The organism is Klebsiella sp. PL-2018, assembly GCF_019048985.1.
GTDB classification, from domain to species: Bacteria; Pseudomonadota; Gammaproteobacteria; order Enterobacterales; family Enterobacteriaceae; genus Klebsiella; species Klebsiella michiganensis.
In genome coordinates, this window is the sequence record NZ_CP077677.1 from 12,807 (window position 1) to 26,831 (window position 14,025).

Annotated in this window: 17 protein-coding genes and 5 pseudogenes; 18 read left to right on the top strand and 4 right to left on the bottom strand. The window is 52.2% G+C overall.

Annotated elements, in window-relative coordinates; all coding sequences use genetic code 11:
• Positions 1-1,197: 1,197 nt before the first annotated feature.
• Positions 1,198-2,469, bottom strand: coding sequence for a Y-family DNA polymerase (locus MKleb_RS29540; protein ID WP_217077209.1), 1,272 nt, complete (start codon positions 2,467-2,469; stop codon positions 1,198-1,200).
• Positions 2,469-2,894 carry a translesion error-prone DNA polymerase V autoproteolytic subunit gene (umuD, locus tag MKleb_RS29545; protein WP_154022182.1) on the bottom strand — a complete coding sequence of 142 codons (426 nt, stop codon included), beginning with the start codon at positions 2,892-2,894 and terminating at the stop codon, positions 2,469-2,471. The genes MKleb_RS29540 and umuD overlap by 1 nt, the downstream gene beginning before the upstream one ends.
• A gap of 218 nt (positions 2,895-3,112) precedes the next feature.
• Here umuD and MKleb_RS29550 point away from each other — a divergent pair, with 218 nt between their 5' ends.
• From MKleb_RS29550 to MKleb_RS30100, 7 genes and pseudogenes are all read left to right on the top strand, one after another.
• Positions 3,113-3,343: a hypothetical protein gene (locus MKleb_RS29550; RefSeq protein ID WP_217077212.1), complete on the top strand. Its 231-nt coding sequence runs from the start codon at positions 3,113-3,115 to the stop codon at positions 3,341-3,343.
• A gap of 237 nt (positions 3,344-3,580) precedes the next feature.
• Positions 3,581-3,676: pseudogene (locus tag MKleb_RS30095) on the top strand (hypothetical protein); the annotation flags it as partial.
• Between the two features lie 431 nt (positions 3,677-4,107).
• A pseudogene (locus MKleb_RS29555) lies at positions 4,108-4,305 on the top strand (antirestriction protein); the annotation flags it as partial.
• Complete coding sequence (locus tag MKleb_RS30350; protein ID WP_416381406.1) at positions 4,260-4,367, top strand: antirestriction protein; 108 nt, start codon at positions 4,260-4,262, stop codon at positions 4,365-4,367. The pseudogene MKleb_RS29555 and the gene MKleb_RS30350, both read left to right, overlap by 46 nt.
• Before the next feature lie 43 nt (positions 4,368-4,410).
• On the top strand, positions 4,411-4,917 hold the full coding sequence (locus MKleb_RS29560) for an antirestriction protein ArdA (RefSeq protein WP_217077213.1): 507 nt from the start codon (positions 4,411-4,413) through the stop codon (positions 4,915-4,917).
• A 3-nt stretch (positions 4,918-4,920) separates the two neighbouring features.
• Positions 4,921-5,154 (top strand): annotated as a pseudogene (locus tag MKleb_RS29565) (hypothetical protein).
• 156 nt (positions 5,155-5,310) lie between these two features.
• Positions 5,311-6,210 carry a colicin Z C-terminal domain-related protein gene (locus tag MKleb_RS30100; RefSeq protein WP_228740837.1) on the top strand — a complete coding sequence of 300 codons (900 nt, stop codon included), beginning with the start codon at positions 5,311-5,313 and terminating at the stop codon, positions 6,208-6,210.
• Between the two features lie 42 nt (positions 6,211-6,252).
• Here MKleb_RS30100 and MKleb_RS29575 read toward each other — a convergent pair whose 3' ends face one another.
• Positions 6,253-6,648, bottom strand: a complete 396-nt coding sequence (locus MKleb_RS29575) for a hypothetical protein (RefSeq protein WP_217077214.1) — start codon at positions 6,646-6,648, stop codon at positions 6,253-6,255.
• 465 nt (positions 6,649-7,113) lie between these two features.
• Here MKleb_RS29575 and MKleb_RS29580 point away from each other — a divergent pair, with 465 nt between their 5' ends.
• From MKleb_RS29580 to MKleb_RS29590, 3 genes are all read left to right on the top strand, one after another.
• Positions 7,114-7,368 (top strand): DNA polymerase III subunit theta, encoded by a 255-nt coding sequence (locus MKleb_RS29580; RefSeq protein ID WP_049070990.1) that lies wholly within the window; start codon positions 7,114-7,116, stop codon positions 7,366-7,368.
• Positions 7,369-7,404: 36 nt separating this feature from the next.
• Positions 7,405-7,731 (top strand): hypothetical protein, encoded by a 327-nt coding sequence (locus MKleb_RS29585; RefSeq protein WP_217077218.1) that lies wholly within the window; start codon positions 7,405-7,407, stop codon positions 7,729-7,731.
• A 62-nt stretch (positions 7,732-7,793) separates the two neighbouring features.
• On the top strand, positions 7,794-8,183 hold the full coding sequence (locus tag MKleb_RS29590; protein WP_217077220.1) for a hypothetical protein: 390 nt from the start codon (positions 7,794-7,796) through the stop codon (positions 8,181-8,183).
• Between the two features lie 286 nt (positions 8,184-8,469).
• On the opposite strand, the pseudogene MKleb_RS30105 reads toward MKleb_RS29590, so the two are convergent.
• Positions 8,470-8,623: pseudogene (locus MKleb_RS30105) on the bottom strand (hypothetical protein); the annotation flags it as partial.
• 317 nt (positions 8,624-8,940) lie between these two features.
• Here MKleb_RS30105 and ssb point away from each other — a divergent pair.
• The 8 genes and pseudogenes from ssb to MKleb_RS29630 all read left to right on the top strand — a co-directional run bounded on the left by ssb (position 8,941) and on the right by MKleb_RS29630 (position 14,021).
• Positions 8,941-9,498, top strand: coding sequence for a single-stranded DNA-binding protein (gene ssb / locus MKleb_RS29595; RefSeq protein ID WP_217077221.1), 558 nt, complete (start codon positions 8,941-8,943; stop codon positions 9,496-9,498).
• A 49-nt stretch (positions 9,499-9,547) separates the two neighbouring features.
• Positions 9,548-9,796: a DUF905 domain-containing protein gene (locus MKleb_RS29600; protein WP_217077223.1), complete on the top strand. Its 249-nt coding sequence runs from the start codon at positions 9,548-9,550 to the stop codon at positions 9,794-9,796.
• A 69-nt stretch (positions 9,797-9,865) separates the two neighbouring features.
• Positions 9,866-10,324: pseudogene (locus MKleb_RS29605) on the top strand (ParB/Srx family N-terminal domain-containing protein); the annotation flags it as partial.
• A gap of 3 nt (positions 10,325-10,327) precedes the next feature.
• Positions 10,328-10,744: a conjugation system SOS inhibitor PsiB family protein gene (locus MKleb_RS29610; protein ID WP_217077226.1), complete on the top strand. Its 417-nt coding sequence runs from the start codon at positions 10,328-10,330 to the stop codon at positions 10,742-10,744.
• 32 nt (positions 10,745-10,776) lie between these two features.
• Complete coding sequence (gene trbI, locus MKleb_RS29615) at positions 10,777-11,184, top strand: type-F conjugative transfer system protein TrbI (protein WP_049071729.1); 408 nt, start codon at positions 10,777-10,779, stop codon at positions 11,182-11,184.
• Positions 11,181-11,807 (top strand): type-F conjugative transfer system protein TraW, encoded by a 627-nt coding sequence (gene traW / locus MKleb_RS29620; RefSeq protein ID WP_217077224.1) that lies wholly within the window; start codon positions 11,181-11,183, stop codon positions 11,805-11,807. The genes trbI and traW overlap by 4 nt, the downstream gene beginning before the upstream one ends.
• Positions 11,808-12,759: 952 nt before the next feature.
• Positions 12,760-13,254: a MarR family winged helix-turn-helix transcriptional regulator gene (locus tag MKleb_RS29625; RefSeq protein ID WP_217077161.1), complete on the top strand. Its 495-nt coding sequence runs from the start codon at positions 12,760-12,762 to the stop codon at positions 13,252-13,254.
• Complete coding sequence (locus MKleb_RS29630) at positions 13,251-14,021, top strand: DNA alkylation repair protein (RefSeq protein WP_217077159.1); 771 nt, start codon at positions 13,251-13,253, stop codon at positions 14,019-14,021. The genes MKleb_RS29625 and MKleb_RS29630 overlap by 4 nt, the downstream gene beginning before the upstream one ends.
• Positions 14,022-14,025 lie beyond the last annotated feature (4 nt).

A 14,025-nucleotide genomic window follows, 5' to 3' on the forward strand; every position in this document is an offset into this window, starting at 1 on the left:
TACCCCTGTTATCGTCTGATAATCACCTGGGACCACGGTCCCAGATACTCCTGTTATCGTCTGATAGTCACCTGGGACCATGGTCCCACATACTCCTGTTATCGTCTGATAGCCACCTGGGACCACGGTCCCAGATACTCCTGATATCGTCTGAGAGTCACCTGGGACTACGGTCCCACGTACCCCTGTTATCGTCTGATAGTCACCTGGGACCACAGTCCCAGATACTCCTGTTATCGTCTGAGAGTCACCTGGGACCATGGTCCCACATACTCCTGTTATCGTCTGATAGCCACCTGGGACCACGGTCCCAGATACTCCTGTTATCGTCTGAGAGTCACCTGGGACTACGGTCCCACATATCCCTGGGATCGCCTGAGAGTCACCTGGGACCACGGTCCCAGATACTCCTGTTATCGTCTGAGAGTCACCTGGGACCATGGTCCCACATACTCCTGTTATCGTCTGATAGCCACCTGGGACCACGGTCCCAGATACTCCTGTTATCGTCTGATAATCACCTGGGACCACGGTCCCAGATACTCCTGTTATCGTCTGATAGTCACCTGGGACCATGGTCCCACATACTCCTGTTATCGTCTGATAGCCACCTGGGACCACGGTCCCAGATACTCCTGTTATCGTCTGAGAGTCACCTGGGACTACGGTCCCACGTACCCCTGTTATCATCTGAGAGTCACCTGGGACCATGGTCCCACATATCCCTGGGATCGCCTGAGAGTCACCTGGGACCACGGTCCCAGATACTCCTGTTATCGTCTGATAATCACCTGGGACCACGGTCCCAGATACTCCTGTTATCGTCTGATAGTCACCTGGGACCATGGTCCCACATACTCCTGTTATCGTCTGATAGCCACCTGGGACCACGGTCCCAGATACTCCTGTTATCGTCTGATAGCCACCTGGGACCACGGTCCCAGATACTCCTGTTATCGTCTGATAGTCACCTGGGACCATGGTCCCATATGCTTTGGATACCTACTGTAATGGGCAAGATTAGAGTGAACAGTCGTGTTCTCGCTCAATTTATGGAGTATGGAATGTAGCTTATGCTTGAGAAAGCTATCTCTATTCTGAAAGTGTTTATCGGACTTGTTGAGTTGTTTCGTCCGTTTACGGCTGATAGCGCAGGAAACGTAAGTATATTTCTGTAGACCAACTCGGCCTCTAACATTAAAACCTGGCAACCGGCAATTCCTTCCAGCGGGTGGTGTAAGCTGGCGATAACATCTCCCGCTTCATTTGCCATTCTGGCGCAATGCCACGGCCAGCGAACCATACTTTCCCCAGACCGGAATGGTTTATACCGTCGAGAACTTTCATCAACTCATCACTCTGTGGGCGGGGCTGGATCTCATCGAACAGGTTCAGCTGTGATACCCCGTTCGGAGAGAAATCATTCAGCATAATGCCTGCTTTAGCGTACCTGTGGCCAGGTATCCAGATCCTGTCCAGCGCTTTAACTGCAGCAGCGATAATATCCCGGGTATCGCGTGTTGGCGTGTTCATTTTTTCTGTGGCCACGTTGCCGTAATATGGCTCGTTGACGGCGAACGGGGAGGTTTTGATGAACGCCGATATGTGCTGACAGTACTGACGTTCACCCCGCAGCTTCTCGGCCGCGCGCTCCGCGTACTGACAGATTGCCTGACGGAGCTCATCGTAATCAGTGATACGTTGACCGAAGCTGCGACTGCAGACAATCTGCTGTTTCGGCGGGGGCGCTTCTTCCAGCGATATACAGGGCTCTCCGTTCAGCTCTCTCACCGTACGTTCCAGAACTACGTTAAAGTTCTTACGGATAAAGGTCGGACTGGTCAGTGACAGCTGCAGGGCTGTGGTGATCCCCATGAGCTTCAGTTTCTTCGCTATCCGGTTCCCCACGCCCCAGATTTCTTCTACCGGCTGAAGGGATAAAAGTTTTGCCGTTCGCCGTGGATTGTCCGGCGTCAGTGCCAGAACGCCTCTGAACTGAGGCCATTCTTTCGAGGCCCACTGCGCTGATTTTGCCAGCGTCTTCGTGGGTCCCATGCCGACGCCCATCGTCAGGCCGGTCCCGTTACCAACATGCTCACGCAGCTGCTGCCCGAACGCTTCAAAGTTAATGCAGCTGTCGATGCCTCGGATATCGAGGAACATCTCATCAATTGAGTACTGCTCAACTCGGGGCGCCAGCTCCTCAAGATGGGTCATGACTCTGTCTGACATCGAGGCGTAGAGTTCGTAATTACTGGAGAACACATGCAGTTTTTCCGGAAACTGCGCACTCTTAAGCTGGAACCAGGGGACACCCATTTTAATTCCCAGCAGTTTTGCTTCTTTTGAGCGGGCGATAACACAACCATCGTTGTTACTAAGCACGACAACCGGTTTAGCCCGCAGGTCAGGGCGAAACACCTTCTCGCAGCTGGCATAGAATGAATTGACGTCGGCCAGGGCAAACATCAGTCCGCTCCGCGCGTTTTATGAATAAACGCGATCACCACACCAAAAATTTGCAGCGTCTCCGGGTCAGGGTGCAGGGCAGGGTAGGCCGGGTTCATGGGTTGCAGTACAGGACGGGGCGTCAGCAGAAGCCGTTTCACGGTAAATTCCCCCTCCATTTCAGCGATGACAATGTCACCGTGTACCGGCTTTTCTGCCCTGTCGACGACCATCAGGTCACCTGAGTTCAGGCCAATATCGGTCATCGAGTTGCCGATAGCCCGGACAAAATAGGTGGAGGCCCGGTGCCGGATGCAGTACTCGTTCAGATCCAGCTCCGCTTCCGTGTAATCTGCCGCCGGTGAAGGAAAACCGGCGGCGCACCGCTCCGTGAAAAGGGGCAACGACAGGATTTCAGGGTCGGATACTGCAGGGATAAACTTCACGATTTTCCATTCCATTAACTGTGTTTATATACAGTAATTATTTTTCTGAATGTCGCGATTTGCAAGCGTATTTACCCGGGAAGGTGCTAACTGATTGCTCTGATAATAAAAATAGTTGTACCGGTACCGCTTCGTGTACAGTTTTTCTGCTGCTCGAGTTGCTTAAATTTTGTAATATACTGAGCAGACGATAGAAATTCATATCCGGAGGGACCACTATGTCACCAGGTTTCAGAACTGTTCTCAGATATGCCTGTGTACCGGTGGACAGCAGTGAACCCGTACGTCGTAAATTTAGCAGCCGGCTGATAGGGATTGTGACGGTTTGTCTCCTCCCGCTACTTGTTTTCGATGTCCCGCTCTGGGTTTTCGTCATATCTCAGATTATCTGGGGAGGCGGGGTCTATATCGCCCTGTCCGTTGTCGGCGACAAGTCCCGGCGCCAGTAGTTTCTTCGTTGTTGCGGCGGCAGTGCTCAAAAAAAGCACTGTTGTTGTCATGCCAGCTATCGTCTTCTTTTCCGGCAGATGCCTTCAGGTTATCCACAGAGTTAAACAGATACTCTGTGGACAGCTGTTCCCGCCAGTTACGTCTGTTTTCTCCGGTTAGCCAGCCCCCCGGCAATGCTGCCGCACGCTGCCAGTGTGCCGCGTCCGGTTTGTCACGGGACGGGCGATTTTATTGCTCTGCGTTTCCCGGGCGATCCGGTTCGCCGCTGGCTTGATCGCCGGGTTTTAGGCGACGTGGTGAGAGAGGCCCGGGCCGTCAGAACGTCGGCGTGACAGGCCGGAGCTGTGGGGGAGGGGAAACTCTCCCTTAACTGCCTGCCGGCGCAGGAGGACCAGTGCGATAAGGATGTCCCCGTGCCGGCTCCGCATTCACCCGGCCCGGTTTACGGGCCTTATGGGTGAAAACTGTCCTCTGTTATCTCCGTGCAGTGAGCGGGTGGTGCCGTGCCTCCATCTTAGCCGGGCTGCCGGGAATTCAAGGGTTCGCTTTGCCGCGGCAGTCACCCGGTCCCTCCTTCCCGTCAGACGTGATCTTACGGTCGTTCGACCGCTCAGGATTCCCGGTCTCACCCTCCAGCTCCCGACTGCCGTGTGCGTCAGGCTGCGGCTTCCTTTGCGCCCCTGAATTCCCGGCTGATCGCCCGTCTGTTATGGAGGCACGGCACCACCCGGTGTCGCAGTCCATGTGATTACGGAGGTTTACCATGCAGTATGTGAAAACGCGCCCTGTCCTGAATGTTGAAGAGTCCGACCATCTTTCTCTCCTGCCGTACATGTTTGGCAATGACTTCATGCTCGCAGAGTTACAGGTCTATGCCCTGGCTAAAAAAATGATGCCCGAGTATGAAGGCGGTTTCTGGCACTTCATTCGTCTGCCGGAAGGTGGCGGCTACATGATGCCCAGCTCTGGAATCACATCACCTTTCACCCGGAATGCAACGCCATTTATGCCGCGCTGGACTGATTAACGACCGGGGCGGCAGTGCCGCCCCGCAGGGAGATGAAAAATGAATTCAGCATTAACCGTACCAGCTGTCTACGTGGGCACATATCACAAATACAACTGCGGCAGCATTTTTGGCAAATGGTTTGATTTAACCAATTTCGACGACGAAGACGCGTTTTATGACGCCTGCCGCGCGTTGCACACCGGCGAGGACGATCCCGAACTGATGTTTCAGGACTGGGAAGGTATTCCCTCACCGTTTGCCTCTGAATCCTCTGTTAAGTGGGGGTTTATCAAGGCTTTCCGGCAGGCACAGGACGACGGGCGCGCCGCCGCGTTTGTGGCATGGGCAGAGTATACCGGCGAGTGCGACTATGATGCCTTTGATGATGCGTATTACGGCGAAGCAGAAAGCGAGGAAGATTTTGCTTATGGCTTTGTGGAGGATCACGGCCTGTTAAACGAGATGCCCGAATCATTGCGCGTCTATTTCGATTATGAGGCATACGCGCGGGATTTATTCAGCGACGGGTATGTGTTCCATGACGGTTATGTCTTCAGAAACTGAATGATGTCCGGCGGGGAAGCCCGCCGGTTAAGGAAAATACGTACGAAACTTGCACCACAAAGCCGCGATATTCTGCGCCAGTACAAAGCCCTGATTAATGCCCGCCGTCGTGATGCCGGGCAGCGGGAACTGACCACCACCTAAGTGATGGACGAAATCTGCTGTTACATGACCTGTCAGTGTGCGGTGTACATCGGTCACTTCATCTTACGTGTGTTCCACAGCACAACCGCATGAGCTCTGATGTCAGCAGAGCCAGAAGCATGTGAAATGTTAAATACAGACGGATATAAATTTTTTATTTACGGGTTGACTTTTGTCAATAGTAGAGATACGTCCCGTGGTGCTGTATAAATATACAGTATAAAAATGGAAAGCGACAAGGAGAATAAAATGGGTGGATTTAACTATGGCGGTTTCGGTGATGGGACAAACTGGAGTAAAGAGCGAGGAGATGGTCCTGCACCCGGCGGCGGCTCTCATGGTACAGGTGGAGGTAACAGTGGCGGGAGCGGTCAATCAAATAGTGCACTGCATTGGTCTGTAATGAAGTACGGCGACACCTACAAATCAAAATGGGGCACAGTCAAAATTAATGGTCTCGGCGATGCTGTAATGGATGGTATCGTTATTACCTATGAAAATTCATCATTGGTTGAAGATGAAAGAGGCATGCTGGTTTACGTTCTTAATTCGAAATTAGCAAAAGAAACTAAACCATTTAAAAATTATGGTAACAATGAAAGTCTTACCAATAAGAAGCGTGCAGGTAAAAATCCAGTAAGTGAATACGCTATTCCCAGGGGAATTTATGAGTCCTTCCTTAAGGGCGTAGTTCCGAACGGATACTGGATTAGTGATGGTAAGGTAATGACTCGAATTACTGAAACCTACGAAATTAATGGTGGGGGTAAAGGTAATGACAGGATTGGCACGCGAAAACGCGATGTAGAGATTGCTTCTTTGACAAATGCCTATGAGCGAGGAAAAAAAGGTGGTGGTACAAACCATGGTAAGTCCACGCAAGCATATGCGCCACCTCTGACATGGGGTCCTTGGGTTGACCTGGGCTCCTCAGCGAATCGCAATGTATACACTGTTAGTTTCGATACCGAATCACAGGCACCCTCAAGTTTCGATGTTCAAATTGAGTACGCCGGAAGTGATGGTATGAAGTCTATAAAAACTATGGGGCCAGGTTCATATCAAATCACTGACAATTATGGTGCCGGAACAGACAGGGCCAGATTTAAGAGTCACTCTGTAGGCCAAAACATAAGAGTCAACTATTAATCCTAAACACCCGCAAGTAATTGCGGGTGTTTATTATTTTTTTTACTTATATGCATCGAGGATTTTTTTAGCTAATGTTTTATCTGGAATAGACTGATAAAAACCTTCTTCAGCATTCAGTGGGGACCCAATTTTAGTGGAAACCAGTACTTCCCCATTAAATTTTATGATGGCATCATGCCCAACATTATTTTTAAAAAATGCTCCAAATTCCTTAAAGCAAATGTCTTCCTTGTTGAGATTGAAAAAGGCTGTCGTATATACATATTCTTTCCCGCTATCAGGAAAATCTTCCATTTTCACACTTTTGACGCATTTTTTTTCAAGAATGAATTCGTTACCATTCGAAGTATAAGTGATTAAATTATTCTTGGCGTAACTAATCATCGGGATTAATACCATAGCAAAAAGTAATACTCTTGATACAGACCTTTTCATGAAAAATCCTTAAATTATCAGTTGGTTTATCCAAAAACATATTACTTCAAAAATTTATTTTTCGCTTGCAACTACAGTGCTTAATGGGGTCAGTTTGGAGATCGGAAATTATTGTACGGTACAGTGCCTGTCTAAACGCCAGGCTGTCAGAATCCCGGTCATGACAACAGTCTGACTGGATAGATTTCGCACACAATGGAGAGAACACGCGGCTATTCAGCCTGAGTTTTAACCAGCCCCCCCAGTGCAGCTGCATGGGCTTTGAAGATATTAGCAGAACGACAGGTGTCCAGGCAGGAGGGCGCCTGTCTGTCGGCGCGCAAAATCCTGGCAGGCCGCGCCTGCCGGAGAGAGACTTCGCCGCGCCTCCGGCGCCGCGTACTCTTCTCTCCGTGTCTGTCGCTGAAGCCAGAAAATGGGCGTACTGTCAGTCATATCTTTCTGCAAACCTGACCGGTGGTGCTTATGTCAAAGTGGAATATCGCGTCATTCTCAAAGGAAGAACAGGACAAGGTCTCAGTCGATAAAGCGGCTGCTGCCGTTGCATGGCAGGAACGGATGAACAAGCCTGTTGTCCCGGAGCTCGTTGAACGGGAACAGCCTGAACATCTTCGCGAATATTTCCGTGAACGGCTCAGAGTTCATCGTCTGAACAGTCAGCAGCTGCCGCGCGCAAATGCTCCCGAATATAATAAACCGGGAGATGACCAGGATAAGTGAATCCTTTATATTCAGTGTGCCCAGGGAGGGAATTTTATGCGTATGTCTGTCATGTTTGGCGCCGTTGCGCTGTTAACCGGTATCAATCTTTTTTATATTCCATTCCAGCCTGTTAACGCCTTATGGGGGGCCGGGCTGTCTGTCGCCTTTATCCTGCTGAATATTCTCGCCGATAAGATGCGCCTCTGGAGTGGCGTGCCGTGGACGATAGCTGCCGGTGTCATCATCGCAGCGATGCTCCAGGGCCAGGAGCCGGGTGAAGGATTAAGAGTGCTGGTCACCGTTTTCGCCTTTATGGCTTCTGTCTGGTACGCCGTTATTCAGTTCCGGAAAGAAAAGCGTGATGGCCTCCATCATAGTTAAACTGATTTTCACTCGCGCAGGAATGCGCATAAAGAAAAGCAACAGGGAGCGACGAGGAATACATGCGGAAAAATATCATTACTGTTTTGACACTGACCATCCCGTTTCTGTTGTCCGGATGCCTGCAGGCGTCTTCCGGACATGAGCCGTCTGAGCCTGAGATAAAAGCCGCAATGGCCGCAGCGCTACAACAGCAAAACAGGAAACTCAGGGATGCAGCGGCAAAAGAGAATGCCCCCGGAAAGGCGCCTGAATATATTTCTTCCGGAATGTTGTCTGTTCATGAGCCCGCACTCTATTCCCTGGAAAAACAGCACTGCAGGTCTGATAAAACAGATACCGTCTTCACATGCGATGTGATTGTGGATATGGATGTCGGTTTCGGCCGGGACAGACAAAAAACCACCCTGATTCTGATGAATAAAACAAACGGCTGGACTGTCGTTATCTGATAAATCTTCCGCTTCAGTCATTCATTTCCTGCCACGTAATCCGGAAGCGAACAGCTCTCCCATGGGGTTATCCCTGATGCTTTCTGTCGTGTGGTGTTGTGATGACTCCTGTTCAGAAAACATAACTTCAACCTACAGCTGGCCCCCCTTCGGTTCCCGGCCGCTTCGCATCCGGTCGTCGAGCCCCACTCCGCCAGTGGCAACTGCTGCGCACCCGCCAGGCTCCGCCGAACCCGCAAGCGGTTTCGGGCTGACGCTAGGGTCTGATGGCTGAGGTCAAGGGCAGGCTTGCAGCATCCGTTCCGGATGCGCCGCCCCAGTCGCGCCGTGGCCTGCGCTCTGAACACCCCGGCAAAACCAACGGCGGCCGGGGTGTAAGGAGCAACGCCGTTTCGCGCCCGCGCTCTTCGTCGTTGCGGCGGGTTCCTGCTCTCATCCATCCTGGTGCCATTTCACCCATTTGAGTCCTTTCGCCGGGGCTTATAGAGCCACAACCTGTCGCATTAGCTGTCCAGGGTGTAATGAACAGCCCACAAAACTTTTTGCATGGGGCCGCAAAAACTTTTGCGTTCTGCCCCGGACAGATGCGTCAGGCCGTGGCGTCTGTGCCCTCGCGGCGAACGGCTCTCAAGCGGGTGAAGGAAAAGGACCAGGGGAAAGGAGCAGCAGGTCCCCGCAAAACGTCAAAACCGCGGCCCCGGCAACTCAACGGGTGACGGGGTTTTAAAAGCAAAACCAACGATTAAGGAGATTCATCATGGCAGCACGTGGCGTAAACAAAGTCATTCTGGTCGGGCATCTGGGGCAGGACCCGGAAGTGCGTTATATGCCCAACGGGGGCGCGGTGGCAAACCTGACGCTGGCCACGTCAGAAACATGGCGTGACAAACAGAGCGGGGAACTGCGCGAAAACACCGAATGGCACCGTGTTGTCATGTTCGGCAAGCTCGCGGAAGTGGCGGGAGAATACTTGCGTAAAGGTGCTCAGGTCTATATCGAGGGCCAGCTGCGTACCCGAAACTGGCAGGACGAAGCCGGAACCACACGCTATGTCACCGAGGTACTGGTCGGCCAGAGCGGCACCATGCAGATGCTGGGCGGACGCCGTGAGGGCAGTCCGTCTGAGAATACCGCGCCGCAGCAGCCCGTGCAGCCGCAGAGTCCTGCCACCCCGGCACAACCTGCTGAAGCCCCGGCTAAATCCCGTAAAGCGAAGGGCGGGACTAAAGGCCGTCAGAGTGCCGCTCCGGCTTCGCAACCGCCTCAGCCGCTCCCGGAGGATTACCTGCCAATGGATGACGACCCGCCCTTTTAAATCATGATGAAGACGCCCCGTCAACGGCGGGGCAGAGAAGGAGAAACACATGAACCACAACGTTACATCCCCCCTTCAGTCCCTGCCGGATGGCACATTCACCCGCGAGCAGGCTCAGGCAGTGGCGGCGCAGTATCAGAATGTGGCGATTGAGGACGATCAGGGTACCCATTTTCGCCTGGTCGTCCGTCACCGCGAGGATGGCAGCATGGTCTGGCGCGTCTGGAATTTTGAGCCAGGCGGTGAGTACCTGATGAACCGTTATATCCGGGATTACGGAGTACGTAAAACGCAATAAGTCGTATGAGGTGCCGGACAGATGGGCTGTCCGGCAGACAGTAATCAATATCATGAAGGAGTATCAATTATGTCAGTTGCCGAGTCTAAAGCAAAAACCACCCGGAAATCCAGCACTAAGAAACCGACCAAAGCGGAGCGTGAGGTGCTGAAATCCGCACTGGACGCCGCGCCGATTGAATATGTACCGCTGTCGTGTTTAGTCGTATCACCTCTCAATGTGCGCGTCATTCCTTACCCGGAGGCCAGCGTACGCAGCATGGCGACATCCATTCAGGCCGTCGGACTGCTGCAAAATCTGGTTGTTCACTCGATGGGTGAGGGCAAATCCGGCGTGGCGGCGGGGGGACGTCGCCTCGCAGGTCTCAGTCTGCTTGCCAGCGAAAAGGGAATTGACGCGGAGTACAGCGTACCGGTTAAGCGCGTGAGTGACGATGTGGCGCGACTGGTTTCCTTTATCGAGAATGACGAACATCTGTCGATGCATCCCGCAGAACAAATCTATGCATTCCGCGGCAGTAAGGAGAAAAAAATGCGCAATGTTATTACCACTGATGTTCTGAAAACCATGATCCCCGACGAACTGGAAGATTATCGCGCTGCCGGAGAAGACTATCGCCGCGAACTGACCCATGCCGTAATGCGTGACCAGTTCAGCAAGCTTGAGAAAGACATGATTAACGGATTCGGCTCGGCCAAAGAGCAGTGGTTCTCCTCTTTTATGCTGCAGGTGGAGGCGAACTGCTCCTGGCATCGCCTGTTTGTCGACCCGCTCAGCAGGGCGATGTACTCCTCCAAAGGCCCGGATTTCGAGTACATGAAAGCGCGCCGGGCAGAAGGTGTCGATATTCACGATGCGGTGTACGGACTGGCCTGCCGGAACTTTGACAGGGAGATGGCTGAGCTTGAATCCCGTATATCTGAAAACGACACAGAGGAAAACCGCTGATGGAAGAGAATGCAGAGCAACAACCGGAGCAGATGCAACAGCAGCAACCACAGAAACCGGAACAACAGAAGGATAAAGCGACATCGCGCACTTTCCGGCGGGTGCTGGTCATCACCGCCCTCGTCGTTTTTACCCTGGCCTGCAACGTCATGCTCACGCGGGTGATGCTGGCGTACACCACACCACGGGTGGTGGCCTTCGATATGAAAAAGACCCTCGACAGCTTTATGGACAGCGTCAGCCAGAAGCCACTGACGGAGGTCCAGTCAAAAGCGCTTTCGGACCGGTTTAACGACGCGCTGGAGAAGAGCCTGGCGGATTTTCAGCAGCAGCATCATGTGCTCATTCTGGTCTCACCCGCCGTGGTTCAGGGCGCATCCGATGTGACCCGCACCATTCAGCACGACATTGCCCGCCGGATGAAGGGGGACCGTGAATGACAAAATTTCGCGCTTTTCTGCTCGCCGGCTGTCTGCTGTCACCGCTGACGCAGGCGGCCGACCTCGGTACCTGGGGGGATTTATGGCTCGTCCGTGAACAGGACATGCTGCAGCTCATCACGCAACGTCTGCAGACGTTGCAGACCACAGGAAAGTGGGACCAGACGATGGATGAGTTTAAACAGCGTGTCATTGAGAACAGCCAGCGTCCGGCTCCGGTGGAGGGGATTAAGCGTGCTGAGAAGTACGAGCAGCGCTGGTTTGACCCCAGTATCCGTCTGACCGAAGACCTGAAGGACAATGAGGGCCGGGTGTTTGCCCGAAAGGGAGAGGTGGTGAATCCCCTGAAAACCGTGCCGTTTATGCAGACCCTGTACTTCATCAACGGGGATGACGCTGACCAGATAGCGTGGATGAAGCGCCAGATCCCGGAAACCCTGATGAGCAAGATTATCCTGGTGCGCGGCAGCGTGCCGGACACGTCCGCCGCGCTGGACAGCCGGATTTATTTCGACCAGAACGGCGTGCTGAGCCAGCGCTTTGGCCTGACCACGGTGCCGGCGCGTATCACTCCGGCGCCCTCCGGTGAACGGCTGAATATTGAGACCTTCCCTGTAAAGTAAGGATGTTCTGTGAAAACCCTGACTCTCCTTCTGAGTGCCCTGACGTTATGGGGGTACAGCCTCAGTGCGGCTGCTGACCCTTCCTGTGAGGGGCGATTCGTTAAGGGGGCCAGACCGCATGGTTCCCTTTAAACACCTGCTCTGTACTTCTTTTAAAGATCAGAATCTCTTTCGTCTCAAAAGAAAACCTGTTCGCCGGCTGTCCTGTGGACAACCTCAAACAGGCCTTCGCTTACAGCGGCCGCAAGCGTCCACGTCGCTCAGAATAGATAGTACCTCCCGCCGCTAAGCGTCGGGCCAGTCAGACAAAGAGCAAAAGTTAGTTACATCATCCGAGTAAATACCCGTAAAACCACGCCAGCTCAGTCCTCAGCCAAAACAATCGGTACAAAACACCGCGCAAACCTCACCACCCACCATCGAGCGCCGCTGACGCTTCAACAACACCAGTGCCCACCTGTCCGCCCTGAAAAGCGCCGCCGCCCCCGGCCGAAGGCCGGGGAACACCATCGCTTTTAATGATGGGTGTTGTAACTATTCTTCTTCATCGCTGTCAGTGGAGCTGCGGTCAGTTCTGAGGTACACGCTCGTAAGCGGCCCTGCGGCCCGCTAACGCGGAGATAGGGGTTTGAGGAGCAACGGAACAGTAAACGCCGTTAAGCGGTCAATTTAAATGGTTATTAATTTATTAATCAATAAATTATGCCTCTTCATTGAAAGCTCTCAGCTCCCCTTTACTGACGGACTCCAGCACCGTAAAAGAATACCCCCTGCATATTGATATGCCTGCATTGTAACGTTGATAGTTTTCAAAAACTTCATCCTGAACCGAACAACTCGGTCAGCGTGTGTGTCCTTACCGTGCTTTATTCCGTTTTCTTAGGTGACCCTTATTGCCAAATAGGTTGTAATAAGTATATAGTAAGCCGCCATACTATATGGCGACATCACAATGAAGATTGAACAAAAATATCATTCACTCATCCAGGAAGCACAACGCCGAAATCTACCCGATGTAGAAGGTATTCTTTTGTGCTTTAAGACTCTTTCTCTGGCTGCCGGAATTGACAGAAGTTGCGCTGCGTTACTGGCGTTGCACGGTTTATCTGAAGGACGCTTTATCCTTCTTTTCCTGCTTGATGCAGCATCTGATGGAGTGGCTCCCAACACGCTGTCAAAACAAGCAGGTGTTACACGTGCCACCATAACAGGACTGCTGGATGGTCTGGAACGAGACAAATTGATTGAACGGCATCAGGATGTCAGTGACCGACGAGCGTTGTGCGTAAGACTTACACGTAAAGGAAAAAATGTAGCCAGGACGGTGTTTGAGCAGCATAGTCGTTGGATTGCCAGCCTTTACAGCAATCTTTCTGCACGAGAACGTAAACAACTGGTAACGCTGTTAGAGAAAGTATCCGGTAACATTGGAGATTCAGCATCATGACTTCTGTACGTAAAGGTGTAACTCGTGTAGCTGATGTTACTGTGGACATACAACAATCCTTGTCTCGTGGCAAAATACAAAGCGCGACCCTAGCCGAATGCCTGGCTATTAACCAGGCCCAGTTGGTACGTGCGGTCTTTCCCGAGTTGCCGACAGATGCTATGAAAGAAATCGATGCTGCTTGCGAGTCAGGTATTCTCAAACGCATGGACACAATCGGTGCTGTTTTACTGGATGCGTTGGGGTCTGAAGGGATAGAAAAATGCCGGGTGCACAGAGCGGACTCGGTACGTGGCTGGGCTTGCTTTATGATTCGCAATCAACCTGGATTACATCTGTCTGAACGGTTGACTGCCATCCGTTCGTTGGCCGACGATGGTCACTTTGCTGTACGTGAGTGGGCCTGGATGGCTATTCGCCCGCATATAGCAGACCAACTTGATGTGTCTATTGGTTATTTGGTCCAATGGACTGTATCACCTTCCGAATATTTACGTCGCTTCGCCTGTGAAGTCCTGCGCCCACGCGGTGTATGGTGTACGCATATCAGTGCTCTTAAACACGAACCTGAACTTGCAATCTCTATACTTATGCCGCTCCGCGCAGATCCTTCCGTTTATGTGCAGGACTCTGTGTCCAACTGGTTAAACGATGCAGCTAAGGATCAGCCTAATTGGGTTCGTAATGTCTGTTCTCAATGGCTACATACAACCCCCACCGATGCAACCCGTCGCATTTGTCAACGTGCGTTGCGTAACCTTAAATAAAGGA

Coding starts and splice junctions, on each gene's coding strand:
- trbI (WP_049071729.1), top strand. CDS start 10,777: ATGCAACAGCAGCAACCACAGAAACCGGAACAACAGAAGGATAAAGCG.
- MKleb_RS29580 (WP_049070990.1), top strand. CDS start 7,114: ATGTCAAAGTGGAATATCGCGTCATTCTCAAAGGAAGAACAGGACAAG.
- MKleb_RS29600 (WP_217077223.1), top strand. CDS start 9,548: ATGAACCACAACGTTACATCCCCCCTTCAGTCCCTGCCGGATGGCACA.
- traW (WP_217077224.1), top strand. CDS start 11,181: ATGACAAAATTTCGCGCTTTTCTGCTCGCCGGCTGTCTGCTGTCACCG.
- MKleb_RS29625 (WP_217077161.1), top strand. CDS start 12,760: ATGAAGATTGAACAAAAATATCATTCACTCATCCAGGAAGCACAACGC.
- MKleb_RS29550 (WP_217077212.1), top strand. CDS start 3,113: ATGTCACCAGGTTTCAGAACTGTTCTCAGATATGCCTGTGTACCGGTG.
- ssb (WP_217077221.1), top strand. CDS start 8,941: ATGGCAGCACGTGGCGTAAACAAAGTCATTCTGGTCGGGCATCTGGGG.
- MKleb_RS29560 (WP_217077213.1), top strand. CDS start 4,411: ATGAATTCAGCATTAACCGTACCAGCTGTCTACGTGGGCACATATCAC.
- MKleb_RS29630 (WP_217077159.1), top strand. CDS start 13,251: ATGACTTCTGTACGTAAAGGTGTAACTCGTGTAGCTGATGTTACTGTG.
- MKleb_RS29540 (WP_217077209.1), bottom strand. CDS start 2,469: ATGTTTGCCCTGGCCGACGTCAATTCATTCTATGCCAGCTGCGAGAAG.
- MKleb_RS29585 (WP_217077218.1), top strand. CDS start 7,405: ATGCGTATGTCTGTCATGTTTGGCGCCGTTGCGCTGTTAACCGGTATC.
- MKleb_RS30100 (WP_228740837.1), top strand. CDS start 5,311: ATGGGTGGATTTAACTATGGCGGTTTCGGTGATGGGACAAACTGGAGT.
- MKleb_RS29590 (WP_217077220.1), top strand. CDS start 7,794: ATGCGGAAAAATATCATTACTGTTTTGACACTGACCATCCCGTTTCTG.
- MKleb_RS29610 (WP_217077226.1), top strand. CDS start 10,328: ATGCGCAATGTTATTACCACTGATGTTCTGAAAACCATGATCCCCGAC.
- MKleb_RS29575 (WP_217077214.1), bottom strand. CDS start 6,648: ATGAAAAGGTCTGTATCAAGAGTATTACTTTTTGCTATGGTATTAATC.